Source organism: Nocardioides pantholopis (assembly GCF_003710085.1).
In the GTDB taxonomy this organism is placed as follows: domain Bacteria; phylum Actinomycetota; class Actinomycetes; order Propionibacteriales; family Nocardioidaceae; genus Nocardioides; species Nocardioides pantholopis.
The window spans coordinates 397,449-416,028 of sequence record NZ_CP033324.1 but is presented as its reverse complement, the minus strand read 5'-3'; the positions used below and the strand labels follow the sequence as shown (position 1 = coordinate 416,028).

The window sequence follows — 18,580 nt, the reverse complement described above, 5'->3', positions numbered from 1 at the left end:
CTAGGGCTTGTGCTCCTCGGGTGCGCCTCCGGCCGAGAACGGCGCGCTGCGGTCCGCGACCGGGATCAGGTCGCCGGCCGGCTCGGAGTAGGAGACCTGGGTCAGGCGGTCCCCGACGAAGTGGAAGGAGGTCAGCGAGCACAGCGTGCACTGGCGGCTGCGCGGGTCGTGCGCGAACGAGCGCTTCTCCACGTGCAGGCGGGTGGTCCAGATCGGGAGCTGGTGGGAGACCACGACGGCCTCGTGGCCGGCGGCGGCGACCCGGGCGTCCTCGACGGCGGCCATCATCCGCGCCGCGATGTCCCGGTAGGGCTCGCCCCACGACGGCCGGAACGGGTTCCACAGGTGCTTCCACAGCTGCGGGCGCTTGAGCAGCGTGCGCGCCCCCTCGCCGAAGCTGATCCCCTCGAAGACGTTCGTGGACTCGATGACGCGCTCGTCGGTGACGACCTCGAGCTCGCGGACCTTCGCCAGCGGGGCGACGGTCTCCCTGGCCCGCTCCAGCGGCGAGGAGACCAGGTGGGTGATGTCGCGCTCGCCGAGGACGTCGGCGACCCGCTGCGCCATCTGCTGGCCGCGCTCGGAGAGGTGGAAGCCGTCGCGGCGGCCGTAGAGCACGCCGCCGGGGTTGTAGACCTCGCCGTGGCGCAGCAGGTGGACGATCGTGTCGGGCGTGGCGCTCACGCGCTCACCTCCGTGGCTCGGGCGGCGGCACGCGCGGCGCCGGGCAGCGCGTCCAGGACGGTCTGCACCGCGCGGTCGTCGTGCGCGCTGGAGAGGAACCAGGTCTCGTACGCCGAGGGCGGCAGGTAGACCCCGGCCTCGAGCATCGCGTGGAAGAACGCGGCGTACGCCGCGGTGTCGGTGCGGGAGGCGTCGGTGAAGTCGCGCACCGGCCCCTCGCACAGGAAGACCGAGAACATGGTGCCGCTGGCCTGCACGGTGTGCGGGACGCCGGCCTCGGCGAGCGCGGTCGCGACGGCCGAGCGGATGGTGTCGCCGGCCGCGCCGATGTGGGCGTAGACCTCGTCGGTGGCCAGCCGCAGCGTCGCCAGCCCGGCGGTGGTGGCGACGGGGTTCCCGGCGAGCGTGCCGGCCTGGTAGACCGGCCCCTGCGGGGCGAGGTGGGCCATCACGTCGGCGCGGCCGCCGAACGCGGCGGCCGGGAAGCCACCGCCCATCACCTTGCCGAACGTGGTCAGGTCCGGGGCCCAGCCCTCGACGGCGCCGTCGAGGCCCCACTGGCCCTGCCTGGAGGCGCGGAACCCGGTCATCACCTCGTCGCTGACGAACAGCGCACCGTGACGCCGGCAGGTCGCGGCGAGGAACTCGTTGAAGCCGGGCTCGGGCGGAACGATGCCCATGTTGCCGGGAGCGGCCTCGGTGATCAGGCACGCGATCCGGTCGCCGTGCTCGGCGAAGGCCGCCTCGACGGCGGCCCGGTCGTTGTAGGGCAGCACCAGCGTCAGCTCGGTCGAGGAGACCGGGACGCCCGGCGTGCCGGGGACCGCGAAGGTCGCCAGCCCGGAGCCGGCCGACGCCAGCAGCGCGTCGACGTGGCCGTGGTAGCAGCCGGCGAACTTGACCACGACGTCGCGGCCGGTGAAGCCGCGCGCCAGCCGGATCGCGGACATCGTCGCCTCGGTGCCGGAGGAGACGAACCGGACGGCCTCGACGGAGGTCCTGGCCACGATCTCCTCGGCCAGCTCGACCTCGGGCTCGGTCGGGGTGCCGTACGACGTGCCCCGGGCGACCGCGGCCTGCACGGCGGCCAGCACCTCGGGGTGGGCGTGGCCCAGCAGCATCGGGCCCCAGGAGCAGACCAGGTCGACGTACTCGTTGCCGTCGACGTCGCTCAGCCAGGCACCGGCCGCGGACCGGATGAACCGAGGGGTGCCGCCGACCGCGTTGAAGGCGCGCACCGGGGAGTTCACCCCGCCGGGGGTCACTGCGCGGGCGCGCGCGAACAGGTCCTCCGAGCGCGTGGTCCCCTGCGCGGGGGCGTGAGGCTCGGACGAGGTGGGGGCAGGCACGGACTCATTGTCCCCCAGCGGACCAACCTGCTCCGGGCCCGCCGCGGGGCCGCGCCTGGTTTGCGTGACGCGGGTCACGGGAACAGAGTCGGTGTCCGCCGATCCTCCCCCATCCGTGGGAGGCCCCGGAAAGGCCCACGGCCGTAACCTGGCCGTGACACCATTCGTTCCAGATTCGTTCCAGCAGTAACTCCGGGTGCCGCGGGCACCCGGTCAGGCAGAGCCCGGCGTCCAGCCGTGTCACAGGAGTCGCGAGATGTCAGCCAACCGTTTCGGGCGAGCACAGAAGGCCACCGCACTGGTCCCGCTCGCGCTCCTGTCGGCGGCCTGGACCGCCAGCCTCGCGGGCGTCGGCTCGGCGACCACCTCCGTCTCCGCCCCGGCCCCGGCGGTGGCCGAGGGCCTCCCCGACGGCACCAGCGTGCCGACCCGCGCGATCGAGGCCCCCGCGAGCGTGTCCGCTCCCGACGTCGTCGCCCCCGGGCTGCGCGGCACCGACCCGGCCCAGGTCGTCTCCTCCGCCTCCACCTCCGGCATCCCGGCGGTCGCCCTCGCCGCCTACCAGCGTGCCGAGACCGTGATCAACGCCGCGGACACCTCCTGCAACGTCAGCTGGCAGCTGGTCGCCGCGATCGGCCGGGTCGAGTCCGACCACGGCCGCTACGGCGGCAACCGCCTCGACGACGCCGGCCTGGCCGTGCCCGGCATCTTCGGCCCGGCGCTGGACGGGACCAAGAAGACCCGCGCGATCAGCGACACCGACGCCGGCCAGTTCGACAGCGACGCCGTCTGGGACCGCGCCGTGGGCCCGATGCAGTTCATTCCCTCCACCTGGTCGGTGGTGGGCGTCGACGCGGACGGCGACGGCCGCCGCAACCCGCAGGACGTCGACGACGCCGCCCTGGCCAGCGCCGTGTACCTCTGCTCCGGCGCGGACGACCTCGCCACCGAGGCCGGCCAGCGGGCCGCCGTGCACCGCTACAACAACAGCGACTCCTACGTCGACCTGGTGCTCTCGATCGCGGCCTCCTACCTCGCCGGCGAGTTCGCCCCGGTGCCCAACGCGACCACCTCGGCCGGCTACTTCCTCCCGGACCCGCAGAGCAACGGGCCCGGCACGACCGCCGGCGCGCCCAGCGCGAAGAAGCCCGGCGCGAGCACGAAGCTGCGCGAGGGCACGACCGGCGGCGGCCGGGTCACCCAGCCCGAGGACGACGAGGGCATCGCGGCGGCACCGGCACCGGTGAAGCCCCCCAAGCCTGCCAAGCCGACCCAGCCCCAGCAGCCCGGCAACGGCGGCGGTGCGGGCGACGGTGCTGGCGACAGTGGGGGCGGCACCGTCGACAAGGGCGGCCCCGGCATCCCCGGCGCGCCCACCGTGACGCTGCCTCCGCTGCCCGGCACCGGCATCCCGCCCGTCGACCAGCTGCTCAACCAGACCCAGGCCCGCGCCCAGTGCGTGCTGGACGGGTACGTCGTGCTGACTCCGGCGTTCCGCGCCTGCGTCGAGCGCTACACGCAGCCCTGACCCGGCCCTGACCCGGGCCCGACCGGCCCCCGGCCGACCCGTGGCTCAGCGCGCGAGCAGGCGGGCCGCCTCGGTGGCCCAGTAGGTCAGCACCACGTCGGCACCGGCCCGCCGGATCGAGGTGAGGGTCTCGAGGATGGCCGGCTCCCGGTCGATCCAGCCGTTCGCGGCGGCCGCCTCGACCATCGCGTACTCCCCCGAGATGTTGTACGCCGCCACCGGCACGTCGACGGCGTCGCGGACCCGGCGTAGCACGTCGAGGTAGGCCAGCGCCGGCTTCACCATCACCAGGTCGGCGCCCTCGGCGACGTCGAGCAGGGCCTCGCGCACGCCCTCGACGGCGTTGGCCCCGTCCTGCTGGTAGGTGCGCCGGTCGCCCTGGAGCGCGGAGTCCACGGCCTCCCGGAACGGCCCGTAGAACGCCGAGGCGTACTTCGCGGAGTACGCCAGGATCGAGACGTCGGTGTGGTCGGCCCGGTCGAGCGCCGCGCGGATCACCGCCACCTGGCCGTCCATCATGCCGCTGGGGCCGACCATGTCGACGCCGGCGTCGGCCTGGACCTGCGCCATCTCGGCGTACACCGCGAGGGTGCGGTCGTTGTCGACCCGCCCGTCCGGGGTGAGCAGCCCGCAGTGGCCGTGGTCGGTGAACTCGTCGAGGCACAGGTCGCTCATCACCGTGAGCGCGTCGCCGACCTCGGCGACCACGTCGGTGATCGCGAGGTTGAGGATCCCGGCCGGGTCGGTCGCGCCGGAGCCGACGGCGTCCTTCTGGGCGGGGATGCCGAAGAGCATCACCCCGCCGAGCCCGAGCTCCGCGGCCTCGGTCACCGCCGCCAGCAGGCTGGAGCGGGTGTGCTGGACCACGCCGGGCATCGAGGAGATCGCGACCGGCTCGTCGATGCCCTCGCGCACGAAGACCGGGAGCACCAGCTGGCGCGCCTCGAGCGAGGTCTCGGCCACCATCCGGCGCAGGGCCGGGGTGGTGCGCAGCCGGCGCGGGCGCACCGTGGGACCGGGGACGGGGGCGTTGCTCTCCATGGGCCGATCCTCTCTCGCCGCCGGTTGCGGACGCGCAGAGACCCCGCGCCGGTACGACGCGGGGTCTCGCTCTGGGTCTCGACACGCTCGCTCGCGCTCGCGGCTCGACCACCGTGGTTGCTACTCGGCGCGGACCTTGCGGGAGCGCGCGCTGGGCTTGCGGTCCGACGGCTTGGTGACCGGCTGGTCGGCCTCGACCAGCGCGGCGCGGCGGGCGGCGCCGAAGTCCGCGAGGGCGTCGGCGAGCTCCTCGACGTCCGGGTTGGGGGCCAGCACGTCGACCCGCAGGCCGTGCTCCTCGGCGGTCTTCGCCGTGGCCGGCCCGATCACCGCGATGATCGTCGACGGGTGCGGCTTGCCGGCGATGCCGACCAGGTTGCGCACGGTCGAGGACGACGTGAACACGACAGCGTCGAACTTGCCGGTCTTGATCGCGTCCCGGGTCGGCGCCGGCGGCGGGGTGGCCCGCACCGTCCGGTACGCCGTGACGTCGTCGCACTCCCAGCCCAGGTCGATCAGGCCCGCGACGAGGTTCTCGGTCGCGATGTCGGCGCGCGGCAGGAAGACCCGGTTGATCGGGTCCAGCACGTCGTCGTACTCGGGCCAGTCGGCCAGCAGCCCGGCCGCCGACTGCTCGCCGGAGGGCATCAGGTCCGCGCGCAGGCCCCAGGCCGCGATCGCCTGGGCGGTCTTGTCGCCGACCGCCGCGATCTTCAGCCCGGAGAAGGCACGGGCGTCGAGCCCGTACTCCTCGAACTTCTCGCGGACGGCCTTGACCGCGTTGACCGAGGTGAAGGCGATCCACTCGTAGCGGCCCTCGACCAGGCCCCGGATGGCCTTGTCCATCTGCTGGGGGTTGCGCGGCGGCTCCACGGAGATCGTCGGCACCTCCTCGGGCACCGCACCGTACCCGCGCAGCCGCGCGGTGAGCGGGCCGGCCTGGTCCTTGGTGCGCGGCACCAGGACCCGCCAGCCGAACAGGGCCTTGGTCTCGAACCACGACAGGGTCGAGCGCAGGTCGACCACGTCGCCCACGACGGTGACCGCCGGCGGCGCCATCCGGGCCGCGCGGGCGTCGGCCGCGATGTTCTCCAGCGTCGAGGTCACGGTCTCCTGGGTGGTGGTGGTCCCCACCCGGGTCATCGCGACCGGCGTGCTGGGCCGGCGACCGGCGTCGAGCAGCGCCTTGCTGATGTCCGCGATCTGGCCGACGGCCGAGAGCAGCACCAGGGTGCGGCGGTCGGCGTACTGGCTCCAGTCGATGCTGCCGTCACAGGTGACGACGGCGACCTCGCGGTGGTCCTTGGTGGTCAGCGGGATGCCGGCGTACGCCGGGACCGCGCTCACCGAGGTGACCCCCGGCACGATCTCGAACCCGAGGCCGGCCTTGACGCAGGCCTGCGCCTCCTCGGGGCCGGAGGCGTAGACGAACGGGTCGCCGGTCATCAGCCGGACCACCCGCAGGCCCTTCTTGGCCTGCTTGACCACGACCTTCGCCCGCGCCGCGTGGGTCAGCGGCTGGCCGTCCTCGCCGAAGCCGCCGTCGACCAGGATCGGGCCGACCGGCGCCTCGGCCGGTGTCTCGTCCTCGGCGGCCGGCTCCGGCAGCCCCAGCAGCGTGCGCACCATCGGTGCGTGCTCGGGCGCCTCGGTCACGACGACCTCGGCCTGCCGCAGCAGGTCGACGGCGCGCACCGTCAGGAGGTCGGGGTCGCCCGGTCCGCTTCCGACGAACGACACCCAGCCGCGCCCGGTTGCCTCGGTGGTGGTGATCTTGCCTCGCGTCATGCCTTCTGCACCCTGTCTGACTCTCGGTCTTCTGGTTCGTCTCGCGTCGGCGGCCGGACCTCGTCCAGCTCACCAGCACCGTCGGCGAGCATCTCGCTCGCAAGCCGGGTTCCTAGCCCGGCGGCGTCCTGGGGGGACCCGGTGGCGGACTTGCGCACCGAGAGGGCCCCATCGGGTGAGAGCGCCACGGCTCGCACCCACAGCTCTTCGCCGTCCTCGCCCTCGACCACCTCGGCCAGGGCGCCGATCGGCGCCGCGCAGCCACCCTCGAGGGTGGCCAGCACCGCCCGCTCCGCCTCGACGGCGGCCCGGGTGGGCGGGTCGTCGAGGTCGGCCAGGGACGCCCGCAGCGGGTCGTCGCTGCGGCACTCCACGCCCAGGGCGCCCTGCCCGGGGGCGGAGAGCATCTGCAGCGGGTCGAGCACCTCGGTGATCTCCTCGAGGCGACCGATCCGGGCCAGTCCCGCGCGGGCCAGCACGACGGCGTCGTACTCCCCGGAGCGGACCTTGCCGATCCGGGTGTCGACGTTGCCGCGCACGCCGGCGATGTCCAGGCCCAGCCCGAGGGCGCGCAGCTGCGCCTCGCGCCGCGGGGAGCCGGTGCCGACCCGGGAGCCGGGCGGCAGCTCGGCGAGGGTGAGCCCGTCGCGGGCGACGACGACGTCGCGGGGGTCCTCCCGCGGTGGCACCGCCACCAGCGTGACGCCCTCGGTCGGGTAGGTGGGCAGGTCCTTGAGCGAGTGCACAGCCACGTCGACGTCGCCGGCCAGCAGCGCCTCGCGCAGCGCGGCGACGAAGACGCCGGTGCCGCCGGCGGCCGCGAGCGGGGTGCCGGCGGCCTGGGTCCGGTCGCCGTCGGTCGTGACCTGGACCAGCTCGACCTCGCGGCCCAGCCGCGCGCGGATCAGCTCCGCGACGTGCCCGGACTGGGTAGTGGCCAGCAGCGAGGCCCGGGTCCCGACCCGGACCGGGCGGGCGGTGGTCACCGTGGTCATCACAGGCCCTCCGGACGGGTGACGGCGCTGACCGCGCCGGGGTCGAGCGCGAACAGGTCGGCCAGCGCCTCGGCGTAGGAGACGACGCCCGCGGTGTTGGAGAGCTCCTTGACCCGCACGGTGGGCTCGTGCAGCAGCTTGTCGGCGACCCGCCGCACGGTCTGCAGCACCTCGGCGCGGGTCTCCTCGTCGAGGTCGGGCAGCCGGTTGGCCAGCCGCTCCATCTCGGTGTCGACCACTGTCGTCGCCATCGTCCGCAGGGCCACCACTGTCGGCGTGACGCTGGCCTGGCGCCGGGCGGCGAGGAACGCGGCCACCTCCTGGCCCACGATGCGCCGCACCTCGTCGACCTCGTCGGCGGCCTCGGTGCCGCGCAGGGCGGTCGCGAGGTCGGCCAGGCCGACCAGTGTCACACCGGGCAGGTCGCGGACCTCGGGATCGATGTCGTGGGGCAGCGCCAGGTCGACCAGCGCCAGCGGCCGCCCGCCCGCGGTGGCCTCGCGCACCATCGCCGCGGTCACCAGCGTGCCGCGCGCGCCGGCGCAGGCCAGCACGACGTCGGCCTCGGCGAGGGCGGCGGGCAGGTCGGCCAGCGCGACCGGGGTGCCGCCGTACTCGGCGGCGAGGCGCTCGGCGCGCTCCGGGGTGCGGTTGGCGATCACGACGTCGGTGGCACCACGGCGTACGGCGGTCGCGGTCGCGAGCCCGGCCATGGCGCCGGCGCCGACCACGAGGACCCGCCGGCCGGCGAGGCCGCCGCCGTGCAGCGCCTGGTCGAGCGCCGCGGAGACCAGCGAGGGCGCGACCCGGTCGATGCCGGTCTCGGCGCGGGCCCGCTTGCCGACCCGCAGCGCCTGCTGGAACAGCACGTTCAGGGTCGAGCCGACGGTGCCGAGCTCCTGGCCGGTGCGCAGCGCGTTGCGGGTCTGGCCCAGGATCTGCGCCTCGCCGACGGCCATCGAGTCCAGCCCCGCGGCCACCTGGAACAGGTGGGAGACCGCGGCGTCGTCGTAGCGGACGTAGAGGTGGGGGACGAACAGCTCGGGCTCGCCGCCGGCCTTCTCGACCAGGTGGGCGGAGAGCTCCTCGACCGAGCCGTGGAAGCGCTCCACCTCGGCGTACACCTCGAGGCGGTTGCAGGTGGCGATCGCCACGGCCTCGGTGACGTGGGAGCTGCTGCTCACGTCGAGGACCAGCTTGTGCACGCCCTCGGGGTCGAGGGCGAGGCGCTCGAGGAGTGCCACCGGGGCGGTGTTGTGGGAGATGCCCACGACCAGGACGCTCACGCGGACGCTCCTTCGGTCTCGCCGTGAGCCTTGCGCTGCTCGTGGTAGGCGAGGATCTGCAGCTCGATGGACAGGTCGACCTTGCGGACGTCGACCCCGGCCGGCACCGCCAGCACGGTCGGTGCGAAGTTCAGGATGCTGCCGATGCCGGCGGCGACCATCCGGTCGGCGACGGCCTGGGCGGCGACGGCGGGCGTGGCGACCACGCCGATCGCGACCCGCTGCTCGCGCACGATCTGCTCGAGGTCGTCGAAGGGCCGCACGGCGACCCCCGCCACGACCTCGCCGTGCCGAGCGGGGTCGGCGTCGAGCAGCGCGACCACCTGGAAGCCGCGGCTGCGCACGCCGGAGTAGTTGGCCAGCGCGTGCCCGAGGTTGCCGATGCCGACGATGACGACCGGCCAGTCCTGGGTCACGCCGATCTCGCGGGCGATCTGGTAGCGCAGGTACTCCACGTCGTACCCGACGCCGCGGGTGCCGTAGCTGCCGAGGTAGGAGAGGTCCTTGCGCAGCTTGGCGCTGTTGACGCCCGCCGCCGCGGCCAGGTCCTCGCTGGAGCAGGTGGTGGTGCCGGCCTCGGTGAGGGAGGAGAGGGCCCGCAGATAGATCGGCAGTCGAGCGACGGTGGCCTCGGGAATCTCCCGGGCGCTCTCGCTGGGTGTCCGTGCGCTCACGTGTCTTCTCTCCACTGCCACTGACGCTCGCCGCGGAGGGGGCCGGCCCGACCCGGAGTCGTCCGACGGCTCGATCACTGTAGGAGTTTGTGAACGTGAGAACAAACCGAGCGGACCCGTTCTCGCCCCGCGGGCTAGCACATGTGAGATGACCCACGCGCGGCGGGGTCGACCCGGCGCGGCCCGGCCTGGCGGGGCCTCAGCCGGTCAGCGCGGCGCGCAGCCGGTCCTCGCTGACCCGCCAGAAGTCGTGCTGGCGACCGTCGACGAACGTGACCGGGATCTCCTCGGCGAACCGCTGCAGCAGTGCCGGGTCGTCGAGGATCGAGACCTCGACGTAGGACTCCCCCAGCTCCGCGCACACCCGCTCGATCACCGCGCGGGCGTCCTCGCACAGGTGGCAGCCCGGCTTCGCGTACAGGGTCACCCGGGGCTCGCTCATGGCCCCCATTCCAGCACTGCCCCGGTCAGTCCACGAGGCCCAGGGTCCGCCGCCGCTCGACGCCGCGCAGCCCCGCCCGGTGCACGGTGCCGACGCGGGTCATCGGGAGCTCGGCCACGACCTCCACCCGGGTCGGCCGCTTGAACCGCGCCAGCCGGGCGCCGGCGTGCCGGTGGACGGCGTCCGTGACCTCCGCGGGGTCCGCGTCGGGCGCCACGACGTAGACCACCACCGCCTCCCCCGTGTGCTCGTCGGGCACGCCGATCACGGCCGCGGCCCGGACCCCCTCCACCTCGCCGACGACGTCCTCGACCTCGGCGGGGTAGACGTTGAACCCGGAGACGCTCACCAGGTCCCGGAGCCGGTCGACGAGGACCAGGTCGCCCTGGGCGTCGAGGTAGCCGACGTCCCCGGTCGACCACCAGCCGGCGGCGTCGGGCGCGTCCGCGCCGTCGGGCCAGTAGCCGCTGAACAGGTTGGGCCCGCGGACCTGGATCTCGCCGGGGTCACCGCCGTCGAGCGGCCGGCCGGCGTCGTCGACCAGGCGCAGCTCGATGCCGGGCAGCGCTGCGCCGAGCGAGCCCGGCGCCGGGTGCGCGCTGCGCAGCGTGCTGGTGACCACCGGCGCCGCCTCGGTGAGCCCGTACCCCTGGTGGACCAGGACCCCGGTGCGGCCCACGAACTCCTGGACCGCCTCGGCCGAGAGCGGCGCCGAGCCGGAGAGCACCAGCCGCACCGGCCCGAGCCGCTCGGCCAGGTGCTCGGCGTCGCGCCAACGGGCGAAGACCGGAGGCGCCACGGGCAGCACGCTGCACGCCTCGTCGTCGATGACATCGAGGGTCCCCTCGGGGTCGAACCGGTCGACGAGGACCAGCTTCGCCCGGTGCCGCAGCACGCCGCCGAGCACCGCGTTGAGGCCGTAGACGTGGAACAGCGGCAGCACGCCGAGGACCACGTCGTCGCCGTGCATCAGCGGCGGCTCGACCGCGGCGACCTGCTCGACGTTCGCGAGCAGCGCGCGGTGGGTCAGCATCGCCGCCCGGGGCCGGCCGGAAGTCCCCGCGGTGTAGAGCAGGCAGGCCAGCTTCTCGGGGTCCTGGAGCGGCGGCACCGGGCGCGCCGGCTCGGCGCGCAGGTCGTCGTAGGCCTGCTCGCCGGGGAGCGGCGGGGCGCCGACGACCACGACCCGCGGGGGCACGGCCTCGCGGCCCCCGGTGAGCCCGGTGAGGCCCGTGAGTGCAGCGCGCACGGCGCCGACGGTGTCGGCCCCGGCGACCACCACCCGGGCGCCGCTGTCGGCGAGCATCGCGGTCAGCTCCTCGGGGGTCGACCCGGGGTTGACCGGCACCGCGACCGCCTGGGCCCGCAGCGCCCCCAGGTACGTCGTGACGAACTCGAGCCGGTTGCCCAGCACCACCAGCACCCGGAAGCCGGCGACGATCCCCGCGGCGCCGAGGCCGGTCGCCACCCGGCCCACCTCGTCCTCGAGCTGGGCCCAGGTCAGGCTGCGTCCGGAGGCCTCGACGAGCGCGAGGCGGTCCGGTGCCGCCTCGGCGGCGGTCGCCACCAGCTCGGCCACGTCGCGGACAGCGGAACCTCGCTCCGGCTCACCCATGGCCGGATCCTTCCACACGATCCGGCGGGCGTCGCGGCGTGAGGTTGGTCGCACTACTGTGTGCCGGGTGACCCCGCCTGCACGCCGGCGCACCCTGCCCAACCTCCAGCAGCGGTCCACGCTGGCGGGTGAGGCCGCGGCCGCCGCCGCCGAGGTGGAGACCGCGCTGCACCAGCCGGGCGACCCGCGCGCCGCGGCGTTCTTCGACGTCGACAACACCCTGATGCAGGGCGCCAGCATCTTCCACCTGGCCCGCGGCCTGCACCGGCGCGAGTTCTTCACCACCCGCGAGCTCCTCGGCGCCGCCTGGAAGCAGGCCTACTTCCGGATGGTGGGCGTCGAGGACCCTGAGCACGTCGCGGCGGCCCGCCACTCCGCGCTGGCGTTCATCGCCGGGCACACCGTCTCCGAGCTGGAGACCCTGGTCGCGGAGATCTTCGACGAGGCGATGGCGCACCGCATCTGGCCCGGCACCCGTGCCCTGGCCCAGCTCCACCTCGACCGCGGCCAGCGGGTCTGGCTGGTCACCGCGGCCCCGATCGAGGTCGCCCGGGTGATCGCCCGACGGCTGGGCCTCACCGGCGCGCTCGGCACCGTCGCCGAGCACGAGGACGGCGTCTACACCGGCCGCCTGGTCGGAGACCTGCTGCACGGGCCGGCCAAGGCCGAGGCGGTCCGGGCGCTCGCCGCGCGCGAGGACCTCGACCTGGAGGCCTGCTCGGCGTACTCCGACTCCGCCAACGACCTGCCGATGCTCGGGCTGGTCGGGAACCCCTGCGCGATCAACCCCGACCCCCGGCTGCGCGCCCACGCCCGCGCCCGCGGCTGGCTGGTGCGCGACTATCGCACCGGCCGCAAGGCGGCCCGGGCCGGCGTGGTCCTCGGCGCCGTCGCGGGCGCGGCGACCGGCACGATCGCGGCCGGCGCCGCCCTGCGTCGCCGCCGCTGAGCCAGTCCCTGAGCCGCCCCTGAGCCGCGCCCGGACCGCCCCGGGGCGGGCGTCCTCGACAACGGTTCCCCGGCCGTCCTCCCGGGGTTAGAGTCGAATCCGCTTCGCGAGGAAGCGGTGGGGGGAACGTGGCGCTGTCGGGCGTGGCTGACCAGGGATCGCGGGGGCTCGACGCCCTGCGCGTCGTGGTCGCGCGCGTGCTGTGCGGCAGGGCTCCCTGGGCCGCTCCCTGGGGCCCCGGCGCGGACGCCGGGATGCTGCTGGCCGAGGCGGGTGGCCGGGCAGGTGGCGGGCGACCGCCCCGCGACGAGGGGCCGGCCGCGTCCGCGGAGGAGTCGGAGGCCGACCGGTCCCGACTGATCGGGCTGGTCGAGCTCGCCCGTCAGGGCGACGCCGACGCCTTCGGGCTGCTCTACGACCACTACCAGGGCCCGGTCTTCCGCTTCCTGTGGTACCGCACCCGGTCGCGGGTGCTGGCCGAGGACCTGACCTCCGAGACGTTCTTCCGGGCGCTGCGCAGCGTGCGCACGTTCCGATGGCAGGGCAAGGACTTCGGGGCCTGGCTGATGACGATCGCCCGCAACCTGGCCACCGACCACGCCAAGGCCGGCCGGACCCGCCTGGAGGTCAGCACCGAGGACATGACCCAGCACGACGGCAGCGCCGAGGGACCGGAGAGCACGGTGCTCGCCCGCCTCACCCGCGAGGTGCTGGTCGACGCGCTCACCCGGCTTCCCGGCGAGCAGCGCGACTGCCTGGTCCTGCGGTTCCTCGAGGGGCTCAGCATCGCCGAGACCGCCGCCGTCCTCGGGCGCAGCGACGGCGCTGTCAAGCAGCTCCAGCTGCGCGGGGTCCGCAACCTCGCCAAGCTGATGCCCGAGGGGATCCGGGGATGAGGGCGCCCTGGCGCGGCCGCCGCGACGCCGAGGAGCTGCAGCGGCTCCTCGAGGGCGCGCCGGCGCGCAGCTCCGGAGCCACCGCCGCCCCGGTCGCCGACCCCGAGCTGGCCCGGCTGGTCGCCCTGACCGGCGAGCTGCGCGCGCTGCCACAGCCCGAGGCCCGGCCCGACTTCGTCGCCGACCTGCGCGAGCGGCTGATGGCGCAGGCGGCCACCACGCTCGCGACCGACCCGGGGCCGGACCCGGCTCCCCGACCCGCCGCTCCGGACCCCGACGCCCGCGCCCGCCTGCGCGCGCCGTACGGCCGGAACCGGCGGGAGCGCCGGGTGGCCGTCCTGGCCGGCACCGCCGCGGTGCTCGCCGCCACGACCTCGGTGGCGGTCGCCTCCCAGTCCGCGGTCCCCGGCGACGTGCTCTACCCGGTCAAGCGCGCGATCGAGAACACCCACAGCGGCGTCACCCTCGACGAGCGCAGCAAGGGCACCACGCTGCTCGCCCAGGCCCGCAGCCGGCTCGAGGAGCTCCAGGAGCTCACCCGGCGCACCGACGACGGGGCCTCCTCCGAGGACGTCGCGGTGATCGAGGAGACCCTCACCAGCTTCTCCGAGCAGGCCACCGAGGCCTCCGACCTGCTGCTCGCCGACTTCGACGACCGTGGCGAGCAGGAGTCCGTCGACCGCGTCCAGGAGTTCGTCGTCGACAGCTTCGCCCGGCTCGACGAGATCGCCCCGCTGGTGCCGCCGGACGCCCGGGAGGCGCTGGTCGAGGCCGGCCGCGTCCTGACCGGCATCCAGCGGACGCTGCAGTCGGCCTGCCCGGCCTGCCCGGTCAGCCCGACCGAGATCCCGCAGTGGCTGGTCAGCCAGGCCGGACCGGTACTCGACGGCCTGCTCCCCCCGGCGACCGGCACGCCCGCCCCGACCCCGGCTCCGTCACCGGCCCCGAGCGTCGAGCCGGTCCGCCCTCCGAAGCCCGCCCCGGCCCCCAGCCCGCCCGCTCCGCAGCCCAGCGTGCCGCCCCCCTCGGCGCTCCCCCCGCCGCCGGCCCCGGCTCCGGCCCAGCCGGAGCGTCCCGGCGGCGCCCCGTCCCGCAAGCCCAAGGGCCCCGCCGGCAAGCTCCTCGAGGACCTGACCACGCCGCCGTCCGGGGCGCCGACGCTGCCGGTGGTCCCCGAGGTGCTCCAGGGCGTCGGCGACCTGCTCGACGACCTCACGGGACCGCTGCTGCCGCCGACCCCGCGGCCGTAGCGCGGCCGGGCCCGGGCGCCCGGGCGTCCTCAGCCGAAGACGGAGGGGCGCTGGACCAGCAGCGAGTACAGCGTCTGCTGGATCGTCTCGCGGACCTGGTCGGTCACGTCGAAGACCAGCATCGGGTCGTCGGCCGCACCGTGGTCGTACTCGTCGGTGCGGATCGGCTCGCCGAACTCCAGCAGCCACTTCGAGGGCAGCGGGATCATCCCGAGCGGGCCGAGCAGCGGGAAGAACGGCGTGATCGGGATGTAGGGCAGCCCCAGCAGCCGCGCCAGCGTCGGCAGGTTGCCGACCATCGGGTAGATCTCCTCCGCGCCGACCACCGAGAGCGGCACGATCGGCACGCCGGTGCGCAGCGCGGCCGACACGAAGCCGCCCCGACCGAAGCGCTGGAGCTTGTAGCGCTCGCTGAACGGCTTGCCGACGCCCTTGAAGCCCTCGGGCCAGACGCCCACCAGCTCACCGTCGGCGAGCATCCGCTCCGCGTCCTCGTTGCAGGCGAGGGTCGCACCGGCCTTGCGGGCCAGCACGCCCACCCCGGGCAGCCGGAACATCAGGTCCGCGCCGAGCGGGCGCAGGAACCGGCCGGTGTGGTCGTGGACCGAGAGCATCGTCATCAGGCCGTCGACGGGCAGCGTGCCGGAGTGGTTGGAGACCACGAGGGCGCCGCCCTCGGTCGGGATGTTCTCCGCGCCACGGACCTCGACCCGGAACCAGCGCTGGGCGATGGGGCGCAGCGCGGCGAGGAAGAACCGCCGGGTGACCTCCTCGTCGAAGCCGTACTCGTCGACCGTGAAGTCGCCGGTCACGCGGCGCCGCAGAAAGGCCAGGAACCGGGCCAGCTGGCGCTCGGCGTCGTCGCCGAGCACCTCGTGGGCAGCCTCGCGGAACGCCGCGAGCAGGTCGGCCTCCGACAGCGGGGCGGGCCCCCCGGACCCGGTCTCGGGATCTGCCGGCTCCGGGGTCGGCACGGCGCGCGGCCCCTCCTCGGAGCCGCGGGGCGGGGTACGCCGCGGCGCCGGGCGGCCGGGGGCCAGGTCCCGGGCGGCGGCGGAGGGCCGCTGGCCGGTGCCGCGGCCGGGACGGCCCCGGGTCCCGATCGGGATGATCTCGGCGTCAGCCACGACCGCTTCCTCCCGCGAGCTCGCGCTCGGCGGCGCCGAGCAGCCGGTCCACCAGGTCGGCGCCGCCCACCGGCGGCAGGCCGGCACCGAAGTCGGCGAACGCCTCGGGGGTGGTCAGTGCGGGCTCGAAGCCCAGCTGGGTGCGCATCCGCGTGGTGTCCACACCCCGACCGTAGGTCAGGAACCCGAGCTGCTCGGGGGAGAAGTCCGCGACCCGCGCCGAGCGCAGCGTCGCGCCGATCCGGCCGACCGCGACCGAGGGCAGCGGGACCGAGGGCCGGCGGATGCGCCGCAGCGCCTGGGAGAGCACGAGGACCTCGTCGCCGGCGACGTTGAAGGTGCCCTCGACCTCGGTGGCGACAGCGTGGCGCAGCACGGCGTACAGGTCGCGCTCGTGCAGGAACTGCATGCGCGGGTCGTAGCCCAGGACGGTCGGCACCACCGGCAGCCGGAAGTACGACGTGAGCGGGCTGACCACGCTGGGCCCGATGACGTTGGCGCAGCGCAGCGTCGTCACCCGCACGTCGGAGCGACGCCGGGCGAAGCCGCGCACGTAGCCCTCGATCTCGGCGACGTCCTTGACGTACCCCGACCTGGGGGCCCGTCGGGGCCCCATCTCCTCGGTGAACATCGCCGGGTCCCGGCTGCTGGCCCCGTAGACGGTGGTCGTCGACTTCACGACCAGGCGCCGCAGCGCTGGCGCCTTCTGGCACGCGGCGAGGAGCTGCATCGTCCCGATGACGTTGAGCTCCTTCATCGTGTTCCGCCCGCCGGCGCTGCCGGGGGTGGAGATGACGCTCATGTGGACGACGGTGTCGACGTCCTCCTTGGCGATCACCTTGGCGATCACCGGAGTGCGGATGTCGGCCCGGACGAACGAGACCGAGCCGAGGTCTCCGCGCGGCGGCACGACGTCGACGCCGATGACACGACGTACGCCGGGGTCGGCGGCCAGGTCGCGCGCGAAGGTCCGGCCGAGGTCTCGAGAGACCCCGGTGACCAGCACGACCTTGCCGTCCTCACCCATGCAGTCCGCCTGCCGTTCGCCGTCCGAGCCGTCGTCCGCCCGAGCGCGGAGGACCTACTTGCCGAGCTTGCGACGCTGAACGCGCGTCTTCTTCAGCAGCTTGCGGTGCTTCTTCTTGGCCATGCGCTTGCGCCGCTTCTTGATGACAGAACCCACGGGACACCTTTCAGACGATCGGCCCCCGGGCAGACACCCGGCGGACCGGGCCAGCCTATCCGTAGCGCGGAAGGGCGAGGAATCGCGGCCGCCACGCGGTCGGCGCGCGGTTCAGCGCACCGGTCAGCCGGCGTCGTAGAAGCTCTTGCGGATGTACTCGTTCGCGTCCTCCTCGCGGACGCGGAACGACCGGCCCACCCGGACGGCAGGCAGCTCGCCGCCGTGGACGAGCCGGTAGACGGTCATCTTGGAGACGCGCATCATCGCGGCGACCTCCGCGACGGTCAGGAACTTCGCCTCGGAGATATCCCCCGTGGAGTTGGCAGCCATCGTGCACCGTTCTTTCTCTGCAGCGCGCCACTGACTTCCCACCAGTGCTCACCCGGCTGCGTGCTTGGGAGAATAGGGCCAGAAGTGACTGTTGGGGAAGAGGAACAGGAAAGGAACTTGAGTGGTCTCCGGCGTGTCGCCTTGCATTTGACAAGTCCAGCCCCGGCCGGAACCTCCGACCGACCCCTCCACCCTGCCACGGGAGTCCGCGCCCGGCCCGGGCTCGCGGGTCAGGGCATCGGGTCCAGACCGTGCAGCGGGAACGCCGCCGTCCGGGTCGCGTGCACCGCGCGGTCCAGCCAGGTCTCGGGGTCGTAGCCGCCCGTCCAGTCCCGGTAGTCGACGGCCCGGCCGTCGCCCATCAGCGACGGCGCCGTGCGCCCGAACCGCTCCCGGACGTGCTCGCGCCAGCCGCCCGGGGTCTCCAGGGCGGGGTCGAGCGGCTGCCCCCCGACCACCGCCAGCAGGTGGGTCCAGGTGCGCGGGACCACGCCGACCACCGAGTACCCGCCGCCGCCGGTGACGACCCACCGGCCGCCGGTGACCTCGTGGGCGAGGTCGTGGATCGCCAGGTACGCCGCGCGCTGGCCCTCGACCGAGACCATCAGGTGCGCCAGCGGGTCGTCGGCGTGGGTGTCGCAGCCGTGCTGGGTGACCAGCACGTCGGGGGCGAACTCGCGCACCAGCGGGGGCACCACTGCGTGGAAGGCGCGCAGCCAGCCGGCGTCGCCGGTGCCGGGCGGCAGCGCCACGTTCACCGCGCTGCCGCGAGCCCCGGGCCCGCCCAGGTCCGTGGCGTGCCCGGTGCCGGGGAAGAGCATCTGGCCGGTCTCGTGCAGGGAGATCGTGAGCACCCGGGGGTCGTCCCAGAACACCGCCTCGACCCCGTCCCCGTGGTGCACGTCGAGGTCGACGTAGGCGACGCGCGCCGTGCCGGTGTCGAGCAGGTGCCGGATCCCCACCGCGACGTCGTTGTAGATGCAGAACCCGCTGGCCCGGCCCGGCATCGCGTGGTGCAGCCCGCCGCAGATGCTCACCGCGTGCAGCGACTCCCCGCTGCCGACCTGCCGGCAGGCCTCGACGGTCGCCCCGACGACGTGGGCCGAGGCCTGGTGCATGTCGTGGAAGAGCGGGTTGTCCTCGGTCCCGAGCCCGCGGGCGTGGTCCGGGGTCGCCCGGCGCCCCGCCAGCTCCACCGCCTCGATCAGGGCGGGCTCGTGGACCGAGGCGATCAGGTCGTCGGAGGCGACCGGCGCGACGACCGTGCGCAGCCCGCGATCGAGCACCCCGAGCTCCGCGGCCAGCCGCATCGTCAGGTCGACGCGCAGCGGCGACATCGGGTGCTCGGGGCCGAAGTCGTACTCGGTGAGGACCTGGTCGAAGACGACAGTGGCCGGTCCCTCGCAAGCGGGCATGGGCGGGACGCTACCGCCGGGCCGGGCG

At 74.7% G+C, this 18,580-nt stretch carries 18 protein-coding genes; 4 read left to right on the top strand and 14 right to left on the bottom strand.

Features of this window, described 5'->3' with window-relative positions; all coding sequences use genetic code 11:
* Complete coding sequence (locus EBO35_RS01905) at positions 1 to 684, bottom strand: histidine phosphatase family protein (protein WP_122816228.1); 684 nt, start codon at positions 682 to 684, stop codon at positions 1 to 3.
* Positions 681 to 2,033 carry a glutamate-1-semialdehyde 2,1-aminomutase gene (hemL, locus tag EBO35_RS01900; RefSeq protein ID WP_122816227.1) on the bottom strand — a complete coding sequence of 451 codons (1,353 nt, stop codon included), beginning with the start codon at positions 2,031 to 2,033 and terminating at the stop codon, positions 681 to 683. The genes EBO35_RS01905 and hemL overlap by 4 nt, the downstream gene beginning before the upstream one ends.
* Before the next feature lie 256 nt (positions 2,034 to 2,289).
* Here hemL and EBO35_RS01895 point away from each other — a divergent pair, with 256 nt between their 5' ends.
* Positions 2,290 to 3,561: a lytic transglycosylase domain-containing protein gene (locus EBO35_RS01895; protein ID WP_122816226.1), complete on the top strand. Its 1,272-nt coding sequence runs from the start codon at positions 2,290 to 2,292 to the stop codon at positions 3,559 to 3,561.
* A gap of 45 nt (positions 3,562 to 3,606) precedes the next feature.
* On the opposite strand, the gene hemB is transcribed toward EBO35_RS01895, so the two are convergent.
* From hemB to EBO35_RS01860, 7 genes are all read right to left on the bottom strand, one after another.
* Positions 3,607 to 4,602 (bottom strand): porphobilinogen synthase, encoded by a 996-nt coding sequence (gene hemB, locus EBO35_RS01890; RefSeq protein ID WP_122816225.1) that lies wholly within the window; start codon positions 4,600 to 4,602, stop codon positions 3,607 to 3,609.
* 120 nt (positions 4,603 to 4,722) lie between these two features.
* A complete protein-coding gene (locus EBO35_RS01885) occupies positions 4,723 to 6,390 on the bottom strand; it encodes a bifunctional uroporphyrinogen-III C-methyltransferase/uroporphyrinogen-III synthase (protein ID WP_122816224.1) in 1,668 nt (555 codons plus the stop codon).
* Positions 6,387 to 7,385, bottom strand: a complete 999-nt coding sequence (gene hemC, locus EBO35_RS01880) for a hydroxymethylbilane synthase (RefSeq protein WP_122816223.1) — start codon at positions 7,383 to 7,385, stop codon at positions 6,387 to 6,389. The genes EBO35_RS01885 and hemC overlap by 4 nt, the downstream gene beginning before the upstream one ends.
* Positions 7,385 to 8,671, bottom strand: a complete 1,287-nt coding sequence (locus tag EBO35_RS01875; RefSeq protein ID WP_122816222.1) for a glutamyl-tRNA reductase — start codon at positions 8,669 to 8,671, stop codon at positions 7,385 to 7,387. The genes hemC and EBO35_RS01875 overlap by 1 nt, the downstream gene beginning before the upstream one ends.
* Positions 8,668 to 9,345: a redox-sensing transcriptional repressor Rex gene (locus tag EBO35_RS01870; RefSeq protein ID WP_122816221.1), complete on the bottom strand. Its 678-nt coding sequence runs from the start codon at positions 9,343 to 9,345 to the stop codon at positions 8,668 to 8,670. The genes EBO35_RS01875 and EBO35_RS01870 overlap by 4 nt, the downstream gene beginning before the upstream one ends.
* A 199-nt stretch (positions 9,346 to 9,544) precedes the next feature.
* A complete protein-coding gene (locus tag EBO35_RS01865) occupies positions 9,545 to 9,787 on the bottom strand; it encodes a glutaredoxin family protein (protein ID WP_122816220.1) in 243 nt (80 codons plus the stop codon).
* Between the two features lie 25 nt (positions 9,788 to 9,812).
* Positions 9,813 to 11,402, bottom strand: a complete 1,590-nt coding sequence (locus EBO35_RS01860) for a class I adenylate-forming enzyme family protein (RefSeq protein WP_122816219.1) — start codon at positions 11,400 to 11,402, stop codon at positions 9,813 to 9,815.
* 67 nt (positions 11,403 to 11,469) lie between these two features.
* Between EBO35_RS01860 and EBO35_RS01855 the strand changes: the two genes are divergently transcribed.
* The 3 genes from EBO35_RS01855 to EBO35_RS19675 all read left to right on the top strand — a co-directional run bounded on the left by EBO35_RS01855 (position 11,470) and on the right by EBO35_RS19675 (position 14,497).
* Complete coding sequence (locus tag EBO35_RS01855) at positions 11,470 to 12,351, top strand: HAD family hydrolase (protein WP_241153813.1); 882 nt, start codon at positions 11,470 to 11,472, stop codon at positions 12,349 to 12,351.
* A 143-nt stretch (positions 12,352 to 12,494) separates the two neighbouring features.
* A complete protein-coding gene (locus tag EBO35_RS01850; protein ID WP_241153812.1) occupies positions 12,495 to 13,247 on the top strand; it encodes a sigma-70 family RNA polymerase sigma factor in 753 nt (250 codons plus the stop codon).
* Positions 13,244 to 14,497: a DUF5667 domain-containing protein gene (locus EBO35_RS19675; protein WP_122816217.1), complete on the top strand. Its 1,254-nt coding sequence runs from the start codon at positions 13,244 to 13,246 to the stop codon at positions 14,495 to 14,497. The genes EBO35_RS01850 and EBO35_RS19675 overlap by 4 nt, the downstream gene beginning before the upstream one ends.
* Before the next feature lie 29 nt (positions 14,498 to 14,526).
* Here the strand turns inward: EBO35_RS19675 and EBO35_RS01840 are convergent, their stop codons facing one another.
* The 5 genes from EBO35_RS01840 to EBO35_RS01820 all read right to left on the bottom strand — a co-directional run bounded on the left by EBO35_RS01840 (position 14,527) and on the right by EBO35_RS01820 (position 18,552).
* Positions 14,527 to 15,624, bottom strand: coding sequence for a lysophospholipid acyltransferase family protein (locus EBO35_RS01840; protein WP_122816216.1), 1,098 nt, complete (start codon positions 15,622 to 15,624; stop codon positions 14,527 to 14,529).
* Positions 15,617 to 16,651: an NAD-dependent epimerase/dehydratase family protein gene (locus EBO35_RS01835; RefSeq protein WP_122816215.1), complete on the bottom strand. Its 1,035-nt coding sequence runs from the start codon at positions 16,649 to 16,651 to the stop codon at positions 15,617 to 15,619. The genes EBO35_RS01840 and EBO35_RS01835 overlap by 8 nt, the downstream gene beginning before the upstream one ends.
* A gap of 54 nt (positions 16,652 to 16,705) precedes the next feature.
* On the bottom strand, positions 16,706 to 16,807 hold the full coding sequence (locus EBO35_RS01830; RefSeq protein ID WP_008356322.1) for a 30S ribosomal protein bS22: 102 nt from the start codon (positions 16,805 to 16,807) through the stop codon (positions 16,706 to 16,708).
* 123 nt (positions 16,808 to 16,930) lie between these two features.
* A complete protein-coding gene (locus EBO35_RS01825; protein ID WP_122816214.1) occupies positions 16,931 to 17,137 on the bottom strand; it encodes a helix-turn-helix domain-containing protein in 207 nt (68 codons plus the stop codon).
* A 230-nt stretch (positions 17,138 to 17,367) separates the two neighbouring features.
* Entirely contained in the window at positions 17,368 to 18,552 is a 1,185-nt protein-coding gene (locus EBO35_RS01820; protein WP_122816213.1) for an acetoin utilization protein AcuC, read from the bottom strand.
* Positions 18,553 to 18,580 lie beyond the last annotated feature (28 nt).

What these genes read in the sequence shown, in the direction of transcription:
- EBO35_RS01895 (WP_122816226.1), top strand. Translation starts at nt 2,290, where the DNA reads ATGTCAGCCAACCGTTTCGGGCGAGCACAGAAGGCCACCGCACTGGTC.
- hemB (WP_122816225.1), bottom strand. Translation starts at nt 4,602, where the DNA reads ATGGAGAGCAACGCCCCCGTCCCCGGTCCCACGGTGCGCCCGCGCCGG.
- EBO35_RS01885 (WP_122816224.1), bottom strand. Translation starts at nt 6,390, where the DNA reads ATGACGCGAGGCAAGATCACCACCACCGAGGCAACCGGGCGCGGCTGG.
- hemC (WP_122816223.1), bottom strand. Translation starts at nt 7,385, where the DNA reads ATGACCACGGTGACCACCGCCCGCCCGGTCCGGGTCGGGACCCGGGCC.
- EBO35_RS01865 (WP_122816220.1), bottom strand. Translation starts at nt 9,787, where the DNA reads ATGAGCGAGCCCCGGGTGACCCTGTACGCGAAGCCGGGCTGCCACCTG.
- EBO35_RS01860 (WP_122816219.1), bottom strand. Translation starts at nt 11,402, where the DNA reads ATGGGTGAGCCGGAGCGAGGTTCCGCTGTCCGCGACGTGGCCGAGCTG.
- EBO35_RS19675 (WP_122816217.1), top strand. Translation starts at nt 13,244, where the DNA reads ATGAGGGCGCCCTGGCGCGGCCGCCGCGACGCCGAGGAGCTGCAGCGG.
- EBO35_RS01835 (WP_122816215.1), bottom strand. Translation starts at nt 16,651, where the DNA reads ATGGGTGAGGACGGCAAGGTCGTGCTGGTCACCGGGGTCTCTCGAGAC.
- EBO35_RS01825 (WP_122816214.1), bottom strand. Translation starts at nt 17,137, where the DNA reads ATGGCTGCCAACTCCACGGGGGATATCTCCGAGGCGAAGTTCCTGACC.
- EBO35_RS01820 (WP_122816213.1), bottom strand. Translation starts at nt 18,552, where the DNA reads ATGCCCGCTTGCGAGGGACCGGCCACTGTCGTCTTCGACCAGGTCCTC.